The sequence below is a fragment of the Streptosporangium longisporum genome, from assembly GCF_039534895.1.
In the GTDB taxonomy this organism is placed as follows: domain Bacteria; phylum Actinomycetota; class Actinomycetes; order Streptosporangiales; family Streptosporangiaceae; genus Streptosporangium; species Streptosporangium longisporum.
The window spans coordinates 278,010-302,442 of record NZ_BAAAWD010000010.1 but is presented as its reverse complement, the minus strand read 5'-3'; the positions used below and the strand labels follow the sequence as shown (position 1 = coordinate 302,442).

Here is a 24,433-nt window from a genome sequence, read left to right as displayed (position 1 = left end):
GGTGGGCGCCGGTAGGCGTTCGATCGGTGCCGGCGGGCGTCCGATCTGCGTCCGGTGGCCGTTCGATCGGTGGCCGGTGGCGCCGGGGCGGGCCGGGGAGCGGGCCGCTACCGCCGGTCTCCGGACCCGGTCCCCTCGAAGACCTTCGCCAGGGTGTCGAGGATCGTCTCGATCACCGCCTGACGGTGGTCGGCCACGAAGAAGTGGCCCCCGGAGAAGACACGGAGGTCGAAGTCGCCGGTGGTGACCTCGCTCCAGGCCCGCGCGTCGTCGACACTCGTCAGCGGGTCGGCGTCGCCGGTGAGCGCGACGATCGGGCAGCTCAGCGGTGTCAGATCCGCGGGCCGGTAGGTCTCGATGGCCCGGTAGTCGCTGCGGATCACCGGGAGCACCAGTTCCCGGATCTCCTCGTCCTCCAAGAAGGCCGCCTCCGCGCCGTTCACGTCCTGCAGGTGGGCGATCAGGCCGTTCTCGCCGAGCAGGTGCACGGTCTCCAGGCGATCCCTGGAAGGCGCGCGCCGCCCGGACGCGAACAGCAGCCCGGGCCCCCGGTCGCCGAGACGCCTGGCCACCTCGAAGGCGATGATGGCTCCCATGCTGTGCCCGAAGAAGGCGCGTGGCCGCTCCTCCTCCCGCAGCAGCACCTCGGCGATGCGGTCGGCGAGCGGGTGGATGCCGCGGAACAGCGGCTCGCCGCGCCGGTCCTGCCTGCCCGGGTACTGAACGGCGAGCACCTCGGCGGACGGGGCCAGGGTCGCCGAGAGCGGATGGTAGTAGCTGGCCGACCCTCCGGCGTGCGGGAAGCAGACCACCTGCACGGCACCGCGCGGTGAGGGGTGATAACGCCGGAGCCACAGGTCGGTCGCCGTCACGGATGTCTCTCCTTCGCCGGGGGTCACGCCTTCGCGGGGATCACGACGTCGCGGGCGTCACGACGCCGCAGGGGGTACGGCCTCGCCGAGGAATCATAACTTCGCGGGAAGTCGTGACGTTCCCGGGACCGCCTTCGGCCGGGGCCGGGACCGAGGTCGAGCCAGGGCCGAGGTTCGAGGCCAGGGCTGGGGTCGGGGTCAGAACCGAGGTCGGAGCCGGGGTCAGGATTCAAGGCCGAGGCCGGAGCCGGAGCCAGAGCCGAGGCCGGGGGCCGGGGGTCGGGGGTCGAGCCGGGGCCCGACGGTGCCGCGCCGCCCCCCGTACGGGCGGGGGCGGCGCGGCACCGCTCACTTGAGGATCACCGGAAGCTCGGCCAGGCCCCGTACCACCATGCCCTCGTTGCGGCGCGGGTCGTCGACGGCGAGTTCCATGTCGAGCCGGGAGAGCGCGCTCAGCGCGATCTGCGCGGTCATCCTGGCGAGCGGCGCGCCGATGCAGAAGTGGATGCCGTGGCCGAACCCGAGGTTGCGCACGCCGGGACGGCGGGACAGGTCCAGGACGTCGGGGTCGTCGTACACGCGCGGGTCGCGGGCCGCGGCTCCCAGGACGAGCAGGAGCGTCTCCCCCGCCGTGACGGGGGTGTCCCCGACCATGGTGTCCTCCAGCACCAGACGGGAGATCATCTGCGTCGGGCCGTCGAACCGCAGCAGTTCCTCGGTCGCGCCGGCGATCTGGTCGGGGTTGGCGCGCAGCCAGTCGAGCTGGTCCGGGTTGCGCAGCAGGGCGAGCATGCCGTTGCCGATCAGGTGGACGGTGAGCGCGTACCCGGCGCTGATCAGCAGGGTGCAGGTGATGATCAGCTCGCTCTCGGTGAGCCTGTCGCCCTCCTGCTCCGCGGCGACCAGGGCGCTGATCAGGTCGTCGGCGGGTTCGCGGCGCCGCTGGGCGGCCAGTTCGGTGAAGTACCGGTTGAACTGTTCCCTGCCGCCCTGGCGCTGGCCGACCTGGTCGCGGGTGAGCATGAAGTCCGGGTCGAGGCCGCGTCCGATGGCGGCGGACCAGGCACGGAAGCGGTCGAGGTTGTCCGCCGGGACGCCCATGAGCTCGGCGAGCAGGATGGTGGGCAGCGGGTGGGCGACCGCGTCCATGAGGTCGACCGGGCCTTCCGCGGCGGCCTCGCGGATGCCGGCGACCATGCCGGCGACGAGCTCCTCGGCCCTGGGACGCAGCCCCTCCACCACCCGGGCGGTGAACGCCTTGCTCACCAGTCCCCTCAGGCGGGTGTGGTCGGGCGGGTCCATGAAGGCGAACTGCCGCACGGGGTTGCCGTCGGCGTCCTTGGCGAAGTGGTCGGCGACGAGGTGGCCGTCGCCCCAGCCGTTGCGCGGGTCGGCGAGCGCCTCGGTGACCTCGCGGTGACCGGTCACCACGACGGTGCCCGCCGGGGTGCGGACGGCCGGGCCGCCCTCGGCGATCGCGCGGTAGACGGTGTAGGGGTCGTCGCGGAACACCGGGTCGAACGGGTTGAACGGCAGCATCTGCGAGATGATGTACTGCCCGGGCTGCTGCGGCAGGGTGGAGGCGGGCAGGTCCCGCGGGTCGGGGGCGGGGACGTCGGTGACGCCGTCGTAGGCCACCGGCATCCGCAGGATCACGGTGTGCTTGTTGTCCTTGGCCCACTCGACGGGGCCGGTGAGCCTGATCCGCTCGACCCGGTCGAGCAGCGCCTCAAGGACGAGCCGCACGTCCAGGCGTCCCATCCGCTCGCCCAGGCAGCTGTGGCTGCCGAACCCGAAGGCCAGGTGCGGGTTGTGCGCGCGGCGGATGTCGAAGGTGAACGGGTCGTCGAACACGCTCTCGTCGCGGTTGGCCGACGCCCACCAGAACGTCACCTTGTCCCCGGCCTTGATCTTCGCGCCGCGGAACTCGATGTCCCTGGTCGCGGTCCGCCGGTTGTACGGGGTGGGCGACGCCCAGCGCAGGATCTCCTCGATGGCGCCGGGCAGCAGCGAGCGGTCCCGGCGCAGCGCCTCCCACTGGTCGGGGTTCTCGGCGAGGGCGAGCAGGCCCAGCGCGATCGCGTTGCGGGGCGGCTCGGTGCCCGCGCCGAGCGTCAGGTTGAAGAACACCTCCCGCTCGTATTTGCCGAGCGGTGGCTGGCCGGAATCGGCGGGGATCTCCGCCCGGCCCACGGCCGACATGAGGTCCTCGGCCGGTGTCTCCTGCTTGCCCTTGAGCAGGCTCGTGCCGTACTGGTACAGCGCCAGCCGGGCCATCTGCGAGCGTTCGTTGTCCTCGCCGGCCTCGCGGTCGTCGAACCCGGTGCTGACGTCGACCCAGCCCAGCAGGGCGTCCCAGTCGTGGCGCGGCACGCCGAGCAGCCGCAGCGCGGCCTTGATCGCGAACTGTCCGGCGACGTCGCGGATGAGGTCGCCCTTTCCCTTGGCCACCGCGTCGGCCACGACGGAGTCCGCCAGCTCGCGCAGGTCGGGTTCCAGCGCCGCGAGCGTGCCGCCCTCCACGCCGGGCGCGACCTGCTCCTTGATCAGCTGGTGGCGGGGGTCGTCCATCATGTTCAGCAGCGTCCCGGCGTGCACCCCGGGGGCCAGGTCGTCGATGTGGGTGCCGCCTCCGGCGCGGCCACCGCCGCCCTGGGAGGAGAACACCGGGTCGCTCGCGGCGGCCACCATGTCGTCGTAGCGGCTCAGCACCCAGAATCCCTCGCCGTCGGCGGTCCTGCCCGGCGGGTGGAAGAGGATCTCCTCCTGCCGGCGCAGGCGCGTGAAGACGTCGTGCGGGAAACCTTCGGCGTACCTGCTCCGATCCGACAGGTCGAAGCCGCCGAGGATCGGGGGGAACTCATCAGATGACATGTGACTACCGCTCCGGGTTCGAGGGGACGAGGATCTGCTTCAGTGCGCGGGTGAGCCGTGGGAGGTCGGTCTCCGGCCCGGTGGCGGCGATGTGCCCGTCGGGCCGCACCAGGACGAACCCGCTGCCGCGGGTGACGCGGTGGCGGTGGGTGACGAGGGCGGGAAGGTCGGCGACGAGCTCCCGGGCGTTCCGGTCCGCCGGTCCGCCCTGGGGGCCCAGGCTGATCAGGTGGAACCGCCCGGCCGGGCCGGTGCCCGGTTCGAGCGTCCATCCCGGGTGGCGGGTGCCCGCCTGCGGCAGGCCCCTGGGCGGGCGGACCGCGGCCAGGCCGAGCGTGTCGGGGTAGCGGGTCCGCCATCCGGCCAGCAGGGGCGGCAACTGCGCGGCGAGCACCCCGGCGCGGTGGGCCAGGCCCATGAGCGCGTTGCGCACGCGGTTGGCCGCCGGGCTGAGCACCGCCCCGCGGGTCATCTTGCCGGTGGCCCGTACGATCTGCTCGGCCGCGGCCCGCCGTTCGGCGTCGTAGGTGTCGAGGATCGCCGGGGCGAGGCGGCCCTCGATGACGCCTGCGAGTTTCCAGGCCAGGTTGCGGGCGTCGGCGAAGCCGAGGTTCAGGCCCTGGCCGCCGACCGGTGAGTGCACGTGCGCGGCGTCGCCCACGAGGAAGCAGCGGCCGGCCCGGAACGTGGTGGCGATGCGCTCGTGGCTGCTGTAGGAGGTGGCCAGGGTGACGTCGGTGAGCCGCAGGTCACCGGGGCCGCGTTCGTCGAGCATGCGCTGCGCGGTCCCGGCCGTCACCGGGGAGCCCGCGGGCAGGGAGCCCTCGGCCATGGCGCCGGCGATCCGCACCCTGCCGCCGGGCAGGGGGGCGATCAGCGCGACACCGGTGCGGCCCAGGTAGTAGTTGACCGCGTCGGCGTCGTACTCGCCCCGCAGGGTGCCCTCGGCGAGCAGGAACGTCACCGGAAGCCGGGTGCCGGAGAAGTCGATGCCGAGCCTTTCGCGGACCGTGCTGCGGTGGCCGTCGGCGCCGATGAGCCATTCGGTCTCCCAGCGGGTCTCGGTGCCGTCCCTGCCGCGCGCGATCACCGTGACCGCGTCGTCCCGCGCGTCCAGGCCGGTCACGCGCAGCCCGCGCTCCACCTTCCCGCCGAGCCTGCGCAGTTCCTCCTCCAGCAGGTCGACGGTGTCCTGCTGCGGCAGGACCAGGGGTGCGTGCAGCCGGTCCAGCGGCAGCCGCAGCACGGTGCCCGGCGCGGTGTGGTAGCTCAGCGCCTTGATCGGCACGGCGCGCTCGTCGGCCTCGGCGCGCAGGCCGAGGTCGTCGAGGAGTTCGAGGGAGGGCGGCCACAGCAGGATGGCGCGCGATCCCCTGCCGGCCTCCTCCTCGGCGTCCAGCAGCGTCACCGGGATCTCGCGGCGGGCCAGCTCGACCGCCGTCATCAGGCCGCAGGGGCCGGCTCCCACGATCAACACCTTGCTCTTGTTCAATTCTCTGCCGCCTCTGGCACCGTCGGGAGGCTCGCCAGCAGGTGCCCTGCGAGCCGTCTGGGGGTCGGATGGTCGAACACGAGGGCGGCCCGCAGCGGCAACCCGGTGGCCCGGCTCAGTCTGTTCCTGAGCTCCACCGCCGTCAGCGAGTCGAACCCGAAGGTGGGAAGTGCGTGGTCGGCGCCGACCAGGCCGGGGTCGTCGAGCCGGAGCACGGCGGCGGCGTGGCCGCGTACCAGGTCGAGCAGCAGGTCCTCCGCGCCGGCCCGGTCGAGGCCGGCGAGCCGTTCCGCAAGCGAGGCGGCCTCGGTCGGGTCCGGGCCGTCCTCGGTCCCGGGTCCGGCTCCGTTCCCGGGTTCGGCTCCGTTCCCGGGTTCGGTTCCGGTGGGGTGGGGGACGTGGCCGTTGGAGAGCCAGTAGCGCCGCGGCTCGAACGGGTAGGTCGGCAGGTCCACCGTGCGGGCCGGGGGCAGCGCCGCGGACCAGTCCACCGGCGCGCCGTGCAGGTACGCCTGCGCGACCGCGCCGAGCAGGTCGGCCGGGCCTCCGCGGTCGCGGCGCAGGGTGGGCACCACCGCCGCGGGAGCGCCCGCCGCCTCGACGCTCTCCTGCAGGCCGACCGACAGCACGGGGTGGGGGCTGGTCTCCACGAACAGCGTGTGACCGTCGTCCAGCAGCGCCCGGGTGGCGTCGGCGAAGCGGACGGGCTCGCGCAGGTTGCGGTACCAGTAGGCGGCGTCCAGCGTCGAGGTGTCGGCGGGACGCCCGGTCACGGTCGAGTAGAACGGCACCTCGGCGGGCCTGGGCACGATCGGCGCCAGCTCGGTCAGCAGCCGGGAGCGGACGGCCTCGACCTGCGGCGAGTGCGAGGCGTACGCCACTCGCACCATCCTGGCGCGCACCCCGTCGGCCTCGTACTCGGCCAGCAGCTCCGACAGCGCGGCCGACTCCCCCGCGACGACCACGGAGGCCGGGCCGTTCACGGCCGCGATCGACAGGCGGCCGTCGTGGCGTGCCAGCCGTTCCGACACCCGGTCGGCACCGAGCGCGACGGACATCATGCCGTGACGGCCGGTCAGCGTGGTCAGCGTGGTCAGGGCCCTGCTGCGCAGCGCGACGACCCGCGCCGCGTCGTCGAGCGACAGGGCGCCCGCGACGGTCGCGGCGGCGATCTCGCCCTGCGAGTGGCCGACGACGGCCGCCGGGTGGACGCCCAGGGACCTCCACACCCGGGCCAGCGAGACCATCACGGCCCACAGCGCGGGCTGGACGACGTCGTCCCTGTCCATGCTCGGCGCCCCGGCGTCGCCGCGGAGCACGTCGAGCAGGGACCAGTCCACGTGGGGGGCCAGCGCGTCGGCGCAGCGAGCCGCCTCCCGGGCGAACGCCGGCACCGACCCGAGCAGTTCGGCGCCCATGCCGGGCCACTGCGCACCCTGGCCGGAGAACACGAAGGCCACCCTGGCCCCGGCCGGGGGCGCCACGCCCTCGACGAGGTCGGCGGAGGGGCGCCTCCCGGCCAGCGCGTCCAGGGCCCGGTCCAGCTCCTCCGCGCGGGAGCCGATCAGGACCGCCCGGTGCTCGAAGGTGGCGCGGGTGGTGGCCAGCGACCGGCCCACGTCGGCCACGGTCGCCTCCGGCCGTCGCGCCAGGTGCGCGCGCAGCCGTACGGCCTGGGCCCGCAGCGCGCTCCCGGTACGCGCCGAGAGCACCCAGGGCACGGGGCCGCCGAAGGGGTTGTTCCCGGCGCCTTCCCCGGAGGGGGCTTCCCGGGCGTGGTCCTGCCCGCCGCGGTCTTCCCCGTCATGCGCCTTGTCACCACGGGCCTCGTCGTCACGGGCCTTCCCGTCACGGCCTTCCCCGCCGGGGCCGGTGAGCGGGGCGGGATCGAGGGCCGGGGCCTCTTCCAGGATGGCGTGGGCGTTGGTGCCGCTGACGCCGAAGGAGGAGATCCCCGCGCGCCGGGGCCGCTCACCCGCGGGCCAGGGCCTCGGCGCGGTCAGCAGGGACACCCCTCCGGAGGACCAGTCCACCCGGGGGGTGGGCTCGTCGACGTGGAGGGTGGCGGGCAGCGTGGCATGCCGCATCGCCATGATCATCTTGATCACGCCGGCGACCCCGGCGGCGCCCGCGGTGTGCCCGATGTTGGACTTGATCGACCCGAGCCACAGGGGCCGGTCCTGCGGGCGGTTCTCGCCGTAGGTGGCCAGCAGCGCCTGCGCCTCGATCGGGTCGCCCAGCGGCGTGCCGGTCCCGTGCGCCTCCACGACGTCCACCTGACCGGCCGACAGGCCCGCACCGGCCAGGGCCGTACGGATCACCCGTTCCTGGGAGGGGCCGTTCGGCGCGGTGAGGCCGTTGGACGTGCCGTCCTGGTTGACGGCGCTGCCGCGGATCACGGCCAGGACCGGGTGGCCGTTGCGCCGGGCGTCCGACAGCCGTTCCAGCAGCAGGACGCCCACGCCCTCGCTCCACCCCGTGCCGTCCGCGGCCGCCGCGAACGACTTGCACCGCCCGTCGGGCGCGAGCCCCCGCTGCCTGCTGAACTCCACGAACCCCGCCGGGATGGACATCACCGCGACGCCTCCGGTGACGGCGAGCGGGCACTCGCCGAGCCGCAGCGACTGGCAGGCCAGGTGCAGCGCCACCAGGGACGCCGAGCAGGCCGTGTCGACCGTGACCGCGGGCCCCTCCCAGCCGAAGCTGTAGGACAGCCGCCCGGACAGCACGCTGGCCGCCACCCCGGTCATCCGGTAGCCCACCACGTCCTCCGGCGTGGACTGCAGCAGCGCGCCGTAGTCCTGCCCGCTGGAGCCGACGAACACCCCGGTGTGGCTCCCGCGCAGCGTGTCCGGGTCGATGCCGGCGCGTTCGAGCAACTCCCACGACGTCTCCAGGAGCAGCCGCTGCTGCGGGTCCATCGCCAGCGCCTCACGCGGAGAGATCCCGAAGAACGCGGCGTCGAAGTGTCCCGCCGTGCTCAGGAACCCGCCCTCCCGCACGTACGACGTGCCCGGATGGTCGGGGTCGGGGTGGTAGAGCGTGTCGAGGTCCCAGCCCCGGTCGTCCGGGAAGGGCCCGACCGCGTCGACGCCGGACGCGACCAGCTCCCACAGGTCCTCCGGGGACCGCACGCCCCCCGGGTAACGGCAGCTCGCCGCGACGATCGCGATGGGCTCGTTGCGCTGCTCCTGCAGTTCCCGCAGCCGACGGCGGGTCTCGTGGAGCTCCACCGTGGCCCGCTTGAGGTAGTCGCGTAGCTTGTCCTCGTTCACAACCCCGGTCCTTCGTCTCCGAGTTCCGCGTCGAGCAGTCCGAAGAGCTCGTCGTCCGTCGCCGTCTCGACCCGTTCCGCGATGTTCTCCGGCGCGGCGTCCGCCGGACCGGACGCCAGCTCCGTCACCAGCGCCTGCAACCGTGCCGTGAGGCGCCGTCGCTCCGGGTCCCCGGCGTCCAGCCCGCCCAGCCTGGCGGCCACCGCGTCGAGTTCGGCGTCGATGGAGAGGCCGGGCGCGGAGTCCAGCCGCGTGTCCAGGAACGCGGCGAGCGCCTCGGGGCTGGGATGGTCGAAGACCGCGGTGGCGGGCAGCCTCACCCCGGTCGCGGCCACCAGCCGGTTGCGGAGGCTGACCGCAGCGAGCGAGTCGAAGCCGAGGTCGAGGAAGGGGCGTGCCGGGGGGATCGCGTCCGCGGAGTCGTGCCCGAGGGCCACCGCGGCCTCCTCCCGTACGACGCGCAGGAGCCGCGCGCGCCGTTCGGCCTCGGGCAGGTCGGCAAGCCGCCGCACCAGCTCCGGTACCTGCCCGTCACCGGCCTCGGGCGGGAGCGGCCGCGCCTCCGGCAGGTCACCGATCAGCGGGCGTGCCCGCAACGCCGTGAACACCGGTACGAAACGGTCCCAGTCCATGTCGGCGATCGTGATGGTGGCCCGGTCCTCCTCGACGGCCTGCCACAGCGCGGCCAGGGCGGGCTCGGTGGCCATGGCCGTCACCCCGCGCCGGTGAAGCTGGTCGCGCCGTTCGGCCTCCCGCGGGTCGTCCGCGGACGCGGCCTCGTCCCACAGCCCCCAGGCGACGGAGGTGGCGGTCAAGCCGTGAGCCCTGCGGTGCGCGGCCAGCGCGTCGAGGTAGGCGTTCGCCGCGGCGTAGGCTCCCTGCCCGCCGCTCCCCCACACGCCGGCGATCGACGAGAACAGTACGAACGCGTCGAGATCGCGGTCCCCGAGCAGCTCGTGCAGGTTCGCGGCGCCGGTCGCCTTCTCGGCGAGAGCCGAGGCCAGGCCGGGCAGGTCCAGGTCGGCCAGCGCCGTCACCTCCGGAATTCCGGCCGTGTGGAAGACGGCGGTGAGATCCGGCACCGCGTCCAGCATGCCCGCGACGCGGTCGCGGTCGGCGAGGTCGCAGGCGACGACGGTGACCCGTCCCGCGCCGAGCGCGCACAGCTCGGCCACCTGCTCGTTCCCGTCGTTCCCGTCGTTCCCGTCGTTCCTGTCGTTCCTGTCGTTCCTGTCGTCCCGTCCGTCCCCGGCGTCGCCGATGTGGCCGGCCGGAGCGTCCGCGGGGCAGGTCAGCAGCAGGTGCTCGGCGCCTTCCGCGGCCAGGCGGCGGGCCACGATCGCGCCCAGGCCGGTGGTGCCCGCGGTGACGAGCGTGGTGCCCCGGGACCGGAACTCCCGCCGCCGTACCGGTTCACCGGCGCGGACGAGGCGGCGGGCCAGGACACCGGACGGGCGTACCGCGACCTGGTCCTCCTCGGCCATGCCCGCCAGCACCCGCGCCAGGTGGCCGGACTCCCGCGTCCCAAGAGACGCCGGAAGGTCGACCAGCCCGCCCCACAGCCGGGGATGTTCCAGCGCGATCGCGAGACCCAGCCCCCACGCCTGGGCCTGGACCGGAGCGCTCGGCTCGTCCGGCCCGCCGACCGTGACCGCGCCACGCGTGGCCAGCCACAGCGGAGCCGTCACCCCCGCGGAGGCCAGGGCCCTGACCAGCTCCAGCGTGTCCGCCAATCCTCGGGAGGCGGCAGGATGCGACGGATGCGGCTCGTCGTCGAGGGCGAGCAGGGAGAGGACCCCGCTGATGGCCGCCGGGTCCTCCGGCAGGTTCCATGCCCCTGCCGCCCCTGCCGCTCCTGCCGCTCCTGCCGTGAGCCGGACGACCTCGGCTCCGTGCTCCCGTACGGCCGCCGCGCAGGCGTCGGCCAGGGCGTCGATCGCGGAGGCTTTCCCGGGGGTGTTCTCGGGGAGGTTCCCGCGGGTGTTCGCGGAGGCGCTTCCGGGAGTGTTCCCGAGGGGGTTCTCGGGGGTGTTCTCGGGGGTGACGAGCAGCCAGGTGCCGTTCAGGGTGGGTGTGCCCACCTCGCTCACCGGTTTCCAGTCGACCCGGTAGCGCCACGAGCGGGACCGTTCGGTGGGCGGGGCAGGGGGTGGCTCCACCCAGTAGCGCCTGCGCTGCAAGGCGTACGTGGGCAGCTCCACGCGTTCCCCGCGACCGCCGAGCACGGCCGTCCAGTCCGGACGCGCTCCCCAGACGTGCGCCTGGGCCACGGCGGTGAGCAGGGTTTCGGGTTCGGATCTGGTGTCGCGGAGGGTGGGGAGGAAGGAGGCGTCGGTCAGGGTGTCCTGACCCATCGCCGACAGCACCCCGTCGGGGCCCAGCTCGATGAACCTGCTGATCCCTTGGGAGGCCGCATGCGTCAGGGCGTCGGCGAAGCGGACCGGCCGGCGTATCTGGTCGGCCCAGTAGTCGGCTGAGAACTCTGTGATCGGCTCGCCGGTGAGATTGGAGATGACCGGGATGGAGGGGGTCCGGTAGGTCAGATCCTCGGCGATGCGGTGGAAGTCTCGCAGCATCGGCTCCATGCGGGCCGAGTGGAAGGCGTGGCTGACGCGCAGACGGCGGCTCTTGCGTCCTCGGGAGGTGAGGGTGTGTGCCAGGGCGGTGACGGGTTCCTCGTCGCCGGAGATGACCACGGCTTGGGGGCCGTTGATGGCGGCGATCGAGACGCCGTCGACAAGGAGGTCGGTGACTTCCTGTTCGGTGGCCTGAACCGCGATCATTGCCCCACCGGTGGGGAGTTCCTGCATCAGTCGGCCGCGTGCGGCCACCAGCGCGCACGCGTCCTGCAGCGACATCACCCCGGCCACATGGGCTGCCGCCAGCTCGCCTACGGAGTGCCCCACCAGGACGTCGGGCCGTAGACCCCATGACTCCAGCAGCCGGAACAGGGCCACCTCAAGCGCGAACAACCCGGCCTGGGCGAACACCGTCCGATCAAGGACCCCGTCCTCGGAGGCGAAGATCACCTCCCGTACCGAAGGGGCCCCAAGGTGGGCATCCAGCAGGGACGTGATCTCGTCGAAGGCGCGGGCGAAGACGGGGAAGGTCTCGTACAGCTCCCGTCCCATCCCCACCCGCTGCGAGCCCTGGCCGGTGAACAGGAAACCCACCCTGCCCGGCTCGGCCGTCCCGGTCACCACCCCGGTCACCGCACGCCCCGAGGCCAGCGCCTCCAGCCGTTCCAGCAGCTGACGGCGATCGGCTCCGACCACCACGGCGCGGTGCTCCAGCACCGCACGACCCCTGACCAGGGAATGGGCCACGTCCACCGCACGCAGGTCCGCATGCCGACCCAGGTGATCGTGAAGACGTACGGCCTGAGCACGCAACGCGGTCTCACTGCCGGCCGACAGCGTCCACGCCAGCGGTCCCGGCTCCTCGTCACCGGCGGGTGTCCGGGCATCCTCGGCCGGGGACGCCTCCAGGATGACGTGGGCGTTGGTGCCGCTGATCCCGAACGACGACACCGCGGCCCGACGCGGCCCGGTCCCCTCCGGCCATTCGCGCGCCTTGGTCAGCAGTTCCACCGCACCGGCCGACCACTCCACATGCGGCGACGGCTCATCCACGTGCAGGGTCTGCGGCAAGATCCCGTGCCGCATCGCCATCACCGACTTGATCACACCGGCGACGCCGGACGCCGCCTGGGTGTGGCCGATGTTCGACTTGACCGACCCCAGCCACAGCGGCCGGTCCCTTTCCTGGCCGTAGGTCGCCAGCAACGCCTGCGCCTCGATCGGGTCGCCCAGCGGGGTACCGGTGCCGTGTGCCTCCACCGCGTCGATGTCGCCCGGTCCCAGACCCGCGTCGGCCAGCGCGCGGCGGATCACCCGCTGCTGGGACGGGCCGTTGGGAGCGGTGAGGCCGTTGGACGCGCCGTCCTGGTTGACGGCGCTGCCGCGTACCACGGCGAGGACCTGGTGCCCGTTGCGCCGCGCGTCCGACAGCCGTTCCAGCAGCAGGACGCCCACGCCCTCGCTCCACCCCGTACCGTCGGCCGTGGCGGAGAAGGACTTGCACCGGCCGTCGGGGGCGAGACCTCGCTGGCGGCTGAACTCCACGAACGTGCCGGGAGTGGCCAGCACGGTCACGCCCCCCGCCAGCGCGAAGGAGCACTCGCCGCGCCGCAGCGCCTGGACGGCCAGGTGCAGCGCCACCAGCGACGACGAGCACGCCGTGTCGACGGTGACCGCCGGTCCTTCGAGACCGAACGTGTAGGCCAGGCGCCCGGAGGCGACGCTGCCCGCCGTACCGGTCCCGATGTAGCCTTCGAGCTCCGCGGGGACCGACTTCAGCAGTGCCCCGTAGTCGTGGTACATCACCCCCGCGAAGACACCGGTGTCGCTGCCCCGCATGGACAGCGGGTCGATGCCCGCCCGCTCGAAGAGCTCCCACGTGGTCTCCAGCAGCAACCGCTGCTGCGGATCCATGGCCAGCGCCTCACGGGGGCCGATCCCGAACAGGTCCGCGTCGAAGCGGTCGGCGTCGTAGAGGAAGCCGCCCTCACGCGTGTAACTGGTACCGGGCTTGTCGGGGTCAGGGTCGTACAGCGCGTCGAGGTCCCAGCCCCGGTCGGACGGGAACACCGAGACGGCGTCCCCCGCGGAGGCCACCAGCTCCCACAGGTCCTCCGGCGAGCGCACCCCTCCTGGGTAGCGGCAGCTCATGGCCACGATCGCGATCGGCTCGTCACCGGTACGCACGGCCGCGACGGGTACCGCCACCGCCGTGGACGAGCCCAGGATCTCCGCGGCCACGAAGGTGGCGAGCGCGACGGGGGTGGGATGGTCGAAGACCAGGGTGGCGGGCAGCCGCAGGCCGGTGACGGTCCCCAGCCGGTTGCGCAGTTCCACGGCGGTGAGCGAGTCGAGTCCGAGTTCGGAGAACCTGCTCTCCGGCGTCACGGCGTCCGACGAGGTGTGGCCGAGCACGGCCGCGACCTCCGCGCGGACGGCGTCCAGCGCGACGCGTTCCCGTTCTCCCTCGTCCGCCGTGGCCAGCCGTCCGGCCAGGGAGGTCGCGTCGCCCGTCGTACGCCGGGGGCGGGCGCGGACCAGGCCTCTCAGCAGGGCGGGGGCCTCGGTGTCACGGAACGCGGCGGTGTCCAGCCGGGCCGGTACCACGATCGCCTCGTCCGCCGTCGTCGCGGCGTCGAACAGGGCGAGTCCTTCCTCGGCCGTCAGTGCCTTCCTGCCCGCGGTGCCGAGCCCGCCGCCCATGCCGTGTTCCCACAGTCCCCAGGCCAGGGAGGTCGCGGGCAGGCCCTGGGCCTTGCGGTGGACGGCCAGCGCGTCGAGGAAGGCGTTGGCCGCCGCGTAGTTGCCCTGTCCCGGGCTGCCGAACGTCGAGGCCGCGGAGGAGAACAGCACGAACGCCCGGAGCGGCCGGTCCCGGGTCAGCTCGTGCAGATGCCAGGCCGCGTCCGCCTTGGGCCGCAGCACCCGGTCGATCCGTTCCGGGGTGAGCGACGCGAGAACGCCGTCGTCGAGAACTCCGGCCGCGTGTACGACCCCCGTCAGCAGGCGGTCCGCGGGAATCCCGGCGAGCAGGCGGGCGACGGCGTCACGGTCGGCCACGTCACAGGCGGCGACGGTGACGCGCGCGCCGAGCCCTTCCAGCTCGTGTCGCAGCTCGATGGCCCCCGCTGTCTCGTCTCCGCCCCTGCTGACGAGCAGCAGATCGCGTACGGCATGCGCGGTGACGAGATGGCGCGCCAGCAGGGCTCCGAGGGCTCCGGTGCCTCCCGTGATCAGTACGGTTCCGCCCGCGTCCCAGGGAGGTCCCGCGTCCGAGGCCGGTTCGGCGTCGGAGACCGCTTCGGTGTTGAAGGCCGGATCCAGGGAGGCCGCATCCGCGGGGGCAGGTTTCGTGAGGGCCGGTTCCGCGGAGGCCGGTTCCGTGATCGGCGGGGAGAGCCGGGCCATGCGGGGGGCGTGGAGGGTGCCCGCCCTCGACGCCAGCTGAGGTTCACCGGAGGGCAGCCGGGCGGGGGGTTCCGTACCCTCTTCGAGGTCCAGCAGGGTGAACAGTCCGGGGTGTTCCGACTGGGCCGAACGCACCAGCCCCCACACCGCCGCAGCCACCGGATCGGCGTCCTCGCCGTCACCGGTCGACACCGCGCCGCTGGTCACCACCGTCAACCGCGACGACGCCGAGCGTTCGTCGGCCAGCCACTCCTGGACCGCCTCCAGCGCCTCCCGGGTCGCCTCCCGTACCGCGGAGGGCACGTCACCGCTCCGTCGCGCGATCCGCTTCACCGCGGTGACGATCTCTCCCTCCCCGGTCACCGGCGTCCACTCCAGCCGGAACAGGGAGTCGGAGAGGTTCCGTGGCCGCTCGGGAGCCGTCATGGGACGGAGGACGAGCCGGTCGATCGTGGCCACGGGCTCGCCGTGGCCGTCGGCCAGGACGAGGGACAGCGCATCCGCGCCGACGGGCGTCATCCGTACGCGCAGCGACGTCGCTCCGGTCCGGAACATCCGTACCCGGCTGAGGACGAAGGGCAGCCGTCCCTGTCCGGCTTCGGGGAGGACACCGAGACCCGCCGCGTGCAGGGCGGCGTCCAGGAGCGCCGGGTGGATGCCGTACCCCTCGGCGTCCAGCTCCGAGGGCAGGACGGCCTCGGCGTAGAGCAGGTCGTCACTCCGCCAGGCGGCCCGAAGCCCCTGGAAGGCGGGACCGTAGTCGAGCCCGGCCACCGCCATGTCGTCGTAGAGCCCCGCCACGTCGACCTGAACGGCCCCCGGAGGGGGCCACGCGACCAGGTCGAACGCCTCCTCGTCCGACGCGCCGACCGACAGGACCCCACTCACGTGACGCGTCCACGGCGTCTCCTCCGATACGTGCTCCTCTCGCGAGAACACGCCCAGGACGCGCCTGCCCGACTCGTCCGACGCGCCGACCGACACCTGCACCTGTCTCGCCCGGGACTCCGGCAGCAGCAGCGGCACCTCGATGGTCAGCTCGTCGATCACGTCGCAACCGACCCGTTCACCGGCGTGCGCGGCGAGCTCCAGCAGCGCGGTCGCCGGAACCACGGTGAGACCGGCGACGGTGTGGTCGGTGAGCCAGGGCTGCGCCCGGGTCGACAGCCGCCCGGTCAGCAGCAGGCCGTCGCCCTCGGCCGGCGACACCGCCGCACCCAGCAGCGGGTGCCCCGCCGACGACAACCCCGCACCCGACAGATCGGTCTGCCCAGCCTGCTCCAGCCAGTACCGCTGCCGGTCGAAGGCGTACGTGGGCACGTCCACCAGTCGGCCCTGATCAACGTAGGCCGTCCAGTCGACCGTGGTGCCGGTCACGAAGGCTCCGGCGACGGCGGTGAGCAGGGTCTCGGGTTCGGCTCTGGCGTCACGGAGGGTGGGCAGGAAGGAGGCGTCGGTCAGAGTGTCCTGTCCCATGGCCGACAACACCCCGTCGGGGCCCAGCTCGATGAACCTGCCGATGCCTTGGGAGGCGGCGTGGGTCAGGGCGTCGGCGAAGCGGACCGGCCGGCGTATCTGGTCGGCCCAGTAGTCGGCCGAGAACTCTGTGATCGGCTCGCCGGTCAGGTTGGAGACGACCGGGATCGAAGGGGCCCCGTAGGACAACCCTTCGGCGATGCGGTGGAACTCTCGCAGCATCGGCTCCATGCGGGCCGAGTGGAAGGCGTGGCTGACGCGCAGACGGCGGCTCTTGCGTCCCCGGGAGGTGAGTTCGTTGGCCAGGGCGGTGACGGGTTCCTCGTCACCGGAGACCACCACCGCTTGAGGGCCGTTGACCGCGGCGATCGAGACGCCGTCGACAAGGAGGTCGGTGACTTCCTGTTCGGTGGCCTGCAGGGCGATCATCGCTCCACCGGTGGGGAGTTCCTGCATCAACCGGCCGCGTGCGGCCACCAGCGCGCAGGCGTCCTGCAGCGACATCACCCCCGCCACATGGGCTGCCGCCAGCTCGCCTACGGAGTGACCCACCAGGACGTCGGGTCGCAGACCCCATGACTCCAGCAGCCGGAACAGGGCCACTTCAAGGGCGAACAACCCGGCCTGGGCGAACACCGTCCGATCAAGGACCCCGTCCTCGGAGGCGAAGATCACCTCCCGCACCGAAGGAACGTGCAAGTGCCCATCCAGCAGGGACGTGATCTCGTCGAAAGCACGGGCGAACACCGGGAAGGACTCGTACAGCTCCCGGCCCATCCCCACCCGCTGCGAGCCCTGGCCGGTGAACAGGAAACCCACCCTGCCCGGCTCGGCCGTCCCGGTCACCACCCCGGTCACCGCACGCCCCGAGGCCAGCGCCTCCAGCCGTTCCAGCAGCTGACGGCGATCTGCTCCGACCACCACGGCGCGGTGCTCCAGCGCCGCACGGCCCCTGGCCAGCGAGTAAGCCACGTCCACCGCACGCAGGTCCGCATGCCGATCCAGATGATCGCGAAGACGTCCGGCCTGGGCACGCAACGCGGTCTCGTTCCTGGCCGACATCACCACCGGTATCACCGGTGCGCCCGTGTCTTCGGCCGGTGTCTCGGTCGTCGGTTCGTGTTCCAGGATGACGTGGGCGTTGGTGCCGCTGATCCCGAACGACGACACCGCAGCCCGGCGCGGCCGACCCTCATCCGGCCAGTCGCGGGCCTGGGTCAGCAACTCCACCGCACCGGATGACCAGTCCACATGCGGTGACGGCTCGTCCACATGAAGGGTCTGCGGCAACACCCCGTGCCGCATCGCCATCACCATCTTGATCACACCCGCCACACCCGCAGCCGCCTGAGTGTGGCCGATGTTCGACTTCACCGACCCCAGCCACAACGGCCGATCCCTTTCCTGGCCGTAGGTCGCCAAAAGCGCCTGCGCCTCGATCGGGTCGCCGAGAGTGGTTCCCGTGCCGTGCGCCTCCACCACATCCACATCACCCGGTACCAGACCCGCATCCGCCAACGCCCGAGCGATCACCCGCTGCTGCGACGGACCGTTCGGAGCCGTCAGGCCGTTCGACGCACCGTCCTGGTTGACCGCACTGCCCCGCACCACCGCCAGCACCCGATGACCGTTACGACGCGCATCCGACAGCCGCTCCACCAGCACCACCCCGACACCCTCACCCCACCCCGTACCGTCCGCCGACGCCGAAAACGACTTGCACCGGCCATCCATGGCCAGCCCCCGCTGCCGACTGAACTCCACGAACATGCCGGGAGAGGCCATCACCGTGACCCCGCCGACCAGGGCGAGAGAGCACTCTCCCTGGCGCAGCGCCCGCATCGCCCAGTGCAGCGCCACCAGCGACGACGAACACGCCGTGTCCACCGTCACCGCCGGCCCCTCCAGACCGAAGGTGTAGGCCAGACGTCCCGACATCACGCTGGTCGCGCCCCCGGTCAGCAGGTAGCCGTCGGAGCCCTTCACGGTCTGGTCGAAGCGGGGACCGTACTCCTGGTACATGCCTCCGACGAAGACTCCGGTGTCGCTGCCGCGCAGCGTGGTCGGGTCGATGCCCGCGTGCTCGATCGCCTCCCAGGAGGTCTCCAGCAGCAATCGCTGCTGCGGGTCCATCGCCAGCGCCTCACGCGGCGAGATCCCGAAGAAGGCGGGATCGAATTCACCGGCGTCGTAAAGGAACGCCCCGGACCGGGTGTACGACGTTCCCTGCCGATCGGGATCGTCGTCGAACAGTCCCTCCAGGTTCCAGCCCCGGTCGGCGGGGAAGCCCGACACCGCGTCCCGGCCCGAGGCCACCAGGTCCCACAGGTCCTCCGGGGAGGACACCCCGCCCGGGAAGCGGCAGGCCATGCCCACGATCACGATCGGGTCGCCGTCGGTGGCCGCGACCGGCGCGGAGGGGAGGGCCACCCCGGTGGAGGCGCCGAACAGCTCACCGTTGAGGAACTCGGCCAGGCCGGTCGGGGTGGGGTGGTCGAAGACCAGTGTCGCGGGCAGCCTGTGATCGATCGCCGCACCGAGCCGGTTGCGGAACTCCACCGCGGTGAGGGAGTCGAAACCGAGCGCCTTGAACTCCCGGTCGACGTCGATCGCCTCGGGTGAGGCGTGCCCGAGCACCGTTGCGGTGTGCAGGCGTACCACGTCGAGAAGTGCCCGTTTCCGCTCGGGTTCGGGCAGGGCGGCCAGCGTCCGGGTGTACGTGTTCTCGACGCCGGACCGTTTGGCGGTTCGGCGGGCGGGAGCCTTCACCAACCCCCGCAACAACGCCGGAACCTCCCCCTCCCCCGCAGACCCCAACACCCCCACATCCAACCGAACCGGCACCACCACCCCCTCCCCCACACCCAACGCCACATCCAACAACCCCAACGCCACCCCCGAAGGCAACGCACCAAACCCCAACCGACCCAACCGCGCCACACCCCCCACCCCCAACCCCGCAGAAATCCCACTCCGCTCCTCCCACAACCCCCACGCCAACGACACCCCCACCAACCCCAACCCCCGACGCACCCCCACCACCGCATCCACAAACGCATTCGCCGCCGCATACCCCCCCTGACCCGCACTCCCCAACGTCCCCGACGCCGACGAAAACACCACAAAAAAATCCAAATCCAACCCCGCCGTCACCTCATGCAAAAACCACACCCCATCCGCCTTCGCCCGCAACACCCCCTCACACCCCCCCACCGACAACCCCCCCACCACACCGTCCTCCACCACACCCGCCGCATGCACCACCCCCACCAAACCCTCAACCCCACCCACCACCCCCGCCAACGCCTCCCGATCCCCCACATCACACGCCACCACCTCCACCACCGCACCCAACCCCTCCAACTCCCCCACCAAACCCCCCACCCCAGCAGCACCCCACCCCCCACGACTCACCAACACCACCCGACCAACCCCCCACACCCCCACCACATGACGCGCCACCAAACCCCCCAACACCCCCGTACCACCAGTAATCAACACCGCACCAGACGGATCGATCGGCCGAGGCAGGGTCAGCACGACCTTGCCGACGTGCCGTGCCTGGCTGAGGAAGCGGAACGCCTCCGGTGCCTGCCGTACGTCCCAGGTACTGATCGGCGGGAGTCGTAGCGCCCCGGCCTCGAAGAGGGCGAGCACGGAGGCGAGCATCCGCCCGACCAGTTCCGGTTCGGCGCGCATCAGGTCGAACGGCCGGTAACCGGCCGCGACGCCGTCGGGGTCACGCAGGTCGGTCTTGCCCATCTCCATGAAACGACCGCCGGGTGAGAGCAGCCGCAGGGAGGCGTCCACGAACTCCCCGGCGAGGGAGTTCAGCACGACGTCGACGCCCCTGCCGCCCGTGGACGGCAGGAACCGCTGCTCGAAGTCCAGCGTGCGCGACGAGGCGATGTGCGCGTCGTCCAGTCCCAGCTCGCGCAGGGTGGCCTGCTTGGCGGGGCTCGCGGTCGCGAAGACCTCCGCACCCAGATGCCGGGCGAGCTGCACGGCGGCGGTACCCACCCCACCGGTGGCGGCGTGCACGAGGACGGTCTCGTCCCGCCGGAGACCAGCGAGCTCCACCAAGCCGTAGTAGGCGGTCAGGTAGGCGATCGGGACCGACGCCGCCTGCTCGAACGACCAGCCCTCCGGGATCAGGGCCACCACCCGGTGGTCGGCGACCGCGCTCGGGCCGAAGGCTCCGCCGAACAGACCGAAGACCCGGTCCCCCGGTGCCAGCCCGGTCACACCGGGGCCGACCTCGGTGACGACCCCGGCGCCTTCACCGCCCAGCGGCACGTCGTCCGGGTACATCCCCAGCGCGAGCAGCACGTCGCGGAAGTTGAGCCCGGCGGCGCGTACCCGGATGCGGACCTGTCCCTCCGCGAGCGCCTCCTCCTCGTACGCGGTGAGCGTCAGGTCGTCGATGGTGCCTCGGGGAGAGACGCTCAGCCGCCAGGTCTCCTCACCGGCCGGGGGAAGAAGTCCCGGGTTCTGGGCCACGACGGCGAGGCGGGGCACGTAGATCTCGCCCGCGCGGACGGCGAGTTGCGGCTCACCGGTCGCCACGGCCCGTGCCAGCGCCGCGCGGCCGTCGGCGTCGATGTCGACGTCGGTGTCGACCAGTACGATCCGGTCCGGATGCTCCGCCTGGGCGCTGCGGATCAGTCCCCACACGGCGGCGGCAGCGGGATCGGCGGCCGTGACGGCGTCACCGGCAGTGACGGCTCGCCTCGTGACGATGACGAGCCGATCGGAGCCGCCGTCCTCCAGCCATTCCTTGACGGCGTCGAGGGCCTGCCCGAGCAGGACGCGGGTCGCCGCGAGGGGGTCGTCACCGGGCTCGGTCCCGATCACGACCGGCTCCCCGTCCCAGGTGGCGTCGTCGCCCGCGGGGATCCGCCGCCATTCGAGCCGGTAGAGGGAGTCGTGCCCGGCCGGGACGGGTCCGGACGCCGAGAACGCGGCGGTGTCGACGGGACGCATGACCAGCGCGTCCACCGAGGCGACCGGGGCTCCCGTCCCGTCGGCCACGTCGAGCGACACCGTGTTCTCGCCCGCGGGCGTCAGGCGTACGCGCAGCGCGGAGGCCCCGGAGGCGTACAGACGCACCCCCTCCCAGGAGAACGGCAGGGCCACCCGGGTGTCGGTACCGTCGTGCGCCGCCGCGAGGGCGTGCAGGGCGGCGTCGAGGAGCGCGGGATGCAGCCCGTAGCGACCGGCCTCGATCTCGACGCCCTCCGCCAGGGCCACCTCGGCGTAGACGTCGTCCCCGTCCCGCCAGGCCGCCCGCAGCCCCCGGAAGGCCGGACCGTAGCCGAGCCCCTTCTCGGCCAGGGCTTCGTAGCAGCCCGTCAGGTCCACCGGCCGCGCACCGTGCGGCGGCCACACGACGAGATCGTTCCCCGGTACGGCGGGCCCGGCCGTCGCGAGCATCCCGCCGGCGTGGCGCGTCCAGTCGTCCTCTCCGGTGGGAGAGCTGTGCACGCTCACCGGACGGCGTCCCTCCTCGTCCGAGGCGCCGACGAGGATCTGCACCTGCACCCCCGTGGAGGGGGTGAGCGCGAGCGGTGCGTGCAGGGTGAGTTCCTCGATGCGATCACAACCGACGTGGTCACCGGCGCGTACGGCGAGCTCGACGAAGGCGGTACCGGGGAGCAGTGTCGTACCGGCGACGGTGTGGTCGGTGAGCCAGGGCTGGGTCCGGGCCGACAGGCGACCGGTGAGCACCAGGCCGTCGCCCTCGGCCAATGACACCACCGCACCCAGCAGCGGATGCCCCGCCGACGACAACCCCGCACCCGACAGATCCGTCTGACCTGCCGCTTCCAGCCAGTACCGCTGCCGGTCGAAGGCGTACGTCGGCACGTCCACAAGTCGTGCTCCGTCACCACCCGTGGTCTGAAAATAGGCCGTCCAGTCGACCTGCGTCCCGGTCACGAAGGCCCCGGCGACGGCGGTGAGCACGGTTTCGGGTTCGGATCTGCCGTTACGGATTGTCGGGAGGAAGGAGGCGTCGGTCAGGGTGTCCTGTCCCATGGCCGACAGCACTCCGTCGGGGCCCAGCTCGATGAACCTGGCGATGCCTTGGGAGGCCGCGTGGGTCAGGGCGTCGGCGAAGCGCACCGTGCCCCGTACCTGGTCGGTCCAGTAGTCGGCCGAGAACTCTGTGATCGGTTCACCGGTGAGGTTGGAGATGACCGGGATCGAGGGAGCCTGGTAGGTCAGCCCTTCGGCGATGCGGTGGAAGTCTCGCAGCATCGGTTCCATGCGGGCCGAGTGGAAGGCGTGGCTGACGCGTAAGCGGCGGCTCTTGCGTCCTCGGGAGGTGAGTTCGTTGGCCAGGGCGGTGACGGGTTCCTCGTCGCCGGAGACGACCACGGCCTGGGGGCCGTTGACGGCGGCGATCGAGACGCCGTCGACAAGGAGCTCGGTGACTTCCTGTTCGGTGGCCTGAAGCGCGATCATCGCCCCACCGGTGGGGAGTTCCTGCATCAGCCGGCCGCGTGCGGCCACCAGCGCGCACGCGTCCTGCAGCGACATCACCCCGGCCACATGGGCCGCCGCCAGCTCACCCACCGAATGCCCCACCAGGACGTCGGGCCGCACACCCCACGACTCCAGCAGCCGGAACAAAGCCACCTCAAGGGCGAACAACCCGGCCTGAGCGAACACCGTCCGATCCAGAACCCCGTCCTCGGAGGAGAACACCACCTCCCGCACCGAAGAAACCCCAAGGTGGGCATCCAGCAGGGGCGTCACCTCGTCGAAAACACGCGCGAACACCGGGAAGGACTCGTACAGCTCCCGGCCCATCCCCACCCGCTGCGAGCCCTGGCCGGTGAACAGGAAACCCAGGCCACCCGGGCTCACCTGTCCTGACACGACCTGCCCGCCCAGCAGCACCGCGCGGTGCTCGAACAGCGAACGACCCGTGGCCAGCGACCATCCCACGTCCACCGGATCGACATCCACCAGGCCGGAGAACCGGTCCACCAACCCGTCCAGTGCCTTCGCCGAACGTGCCGACACCACCCACGGCACCACCGGCACATCCCCCCGCTCGGCCGGTGTCTCGGTCGTCGGTTCGTGTTCCAGGATGACGTGGGCGTTGGTGCCGCTGATCCCGAACGACGACACCGCAGCCCGGCGCGGCCGACCCTCATCGGGCCATTCGCGCGCCTGGGTCAGCAACTCCACCGCACCGGATGACCAGTCCACATGCGGTGACGGCTCGTCCACATGAAGGGTCTGCGGCAACACCCCGTGCCGCATCGCCATCACCATCTTGATCACACCCGCCACACCCGCAGCCGCCTGAGTGTGACCGATGTTCGACTTCACCGACCCCAGCCACAACGGCCGATCCCTTTCCTGGCCGTAGGTCGCCAAAAGCGCCTGCGCCTCGATCGGATCACCGAGAGTGGTTCCCGTGCCGTGCGCCTCCACCACATCGACGTCACCGGCCACCAGGCCCGCATCCGCCAACGCCCGAGCGATCACCCGCTGCTGCGACGGGCCGTTCGGCGCGGTCAACCCGTTACTGGCGCCGTCCTGATTGACCGCACTGCCCCGCACCACCGCCAGCACCCGATGACCGTTACGCCGCGCGTCCGAGAGCCGCTCCACCAGCAGCACCCCGACACCCTCACCCCACCCCGTACCGTCCGCCGACGCAGCGAACGACTTGCACCGCCCGTCAGCGGCCAGCCCCCGCTGCCGGCTGAACTCCACGAACGTGTTCGGCGAGGCCATCACCGTCACGCCTCCGGCCAGGGCCAGCGAGCACTCGCCACGGCGCAATGACTGGACGGCCAGGTGCAGCGCCACCAGCGACGACGAGCACGCCGTGTCGATGGTGATGGCGGGTCCTTCGAAGCCGAAGGTGTAGGCCACGCGGCCGGTGGCGATGCTGGCCGCGTTGCCGTTCCCGAGGAAGCCTTCGAGCTCTTCGGGGATCGAATGCATCCGCGAGTGGTAGTCGTGGTACATCAGGCCGGTGAAGACCCCGGTCCGGCTTCCCCTCAGCGAGGCGGGCACTATGCCCGCGCGTTCGATCGCCTCCCAGGAGGTCTCCAGCAGCAACCGCTGCTGCGGATCCATCGCCAGCGCCTCACGCGGCGAGATCCCGAAGAAGGCGGGATCGAAATCCGCCGCGTCGTACAGAAAACCCCCCTCACGCGCATACGACGTCCCCGGCCGATCAGGATCATCGTCGAACAACCCCTCCAGATCCCACCCCCGATCCACCGGAAAACCCGACACCCCGTCCCCACCCGAAACCACCAGATCCCACAACCCCTCGGGAGACGACACCCCACCCGGGAAACGACAGGCCATGCCGATGACGGCGATGGGCTCGCGATCCTGCTCCTCGACCTCCCGCAGGCGCCGCTGTGCCTCCTGCGCCTCCGCGATGGCCCGCTTCAGGTAATGGCGGAGCTGCTGATCGTTCGACAT

The 24,433-nt window shown here is 72.3% G+C and carries 5 protein-coding genes; all 5 read right to left on the bottom strand.

Translation table 11 applies throughout. From position 1 onward, the window contains the following. Positions 1-107 precede the first annotated feature (107 nt). The gene (locus ABD832_RS20065; protein WP_344897516.1) at positions 108-872 is read right to left on the bottom strand and encodes a thioesterase II family protein; all 765 of its coding nucleotides are present in this window, start codon (positions 870-872) and stop codon (positions 108-110) included. 348 nt (positions 873-1,220) lie between these two features. Next, positions 1,221-3,746, bottom strand: coding sequence for a cytochrome P450 (locus ABD832_RS20060; protein ID WP_344897513.1), 2,526 nt, complete (start codon positions 3,744-3,746; stop codon positions 1,221-1,223). A gap of 4 nt (positions 3,747-3,750) precedes the next feature. Continuing rightward, a complete protein-coding gene (locus ABD832_RS20055) occupies positions 3,751-5,223 on the bottom strand; it encodes an FAD-dependent monooxygenase (protein ID WP_344897812.1) in 1,473 nt (490 codons plus the stop codon). 11 nt (positions 5,224-5,234) lie between these two features. After that, positions 5,235-8,513 carry a type I polyketide synthase gene (locus tag ABD832_RS20050; RefSeq protein ID WP_344897510.1) on the bottom strand — a complete coding sequence of 1,093 codons (3,279 nt, stop codon included), beginning with the start codon at positions 8,511-8,513 and terminating at the stop codon, positions 5,235-5,237. Beyond that, on the bottom strand, positions 8,510-24,433 hold the full coding sequence (locus tag ABD832_RS20045) for an SDR family NAD(P)-dependent oxidoreductase (protein WP_344897507.1): 15,924 nt from the start codon (positions 24,431-24,433) through the stop codon (positions 8,510-8,512). The genes ABD832_RS20050 and ABD832_RS20045 overlap by 4 nt, the downstream gene beginning before the upstream one ends.

Coding starts and splice junctions, on each gene's coding strand:
- ABD832_RS20060 (WP_344897513.1), bottom strand. CDS start 3,746: ATGTCATCTGATGAGTTCCCCCCGATCCTCGGCGGCTTCGACCTGTCG.
- ABD832_RS20045 (WP_344897507.1), bottom strand. CDS start 24,433: ATGTCGAACGATCAGCAGCTCCGCCATTACCTGAAGCGGGCCATCGCG.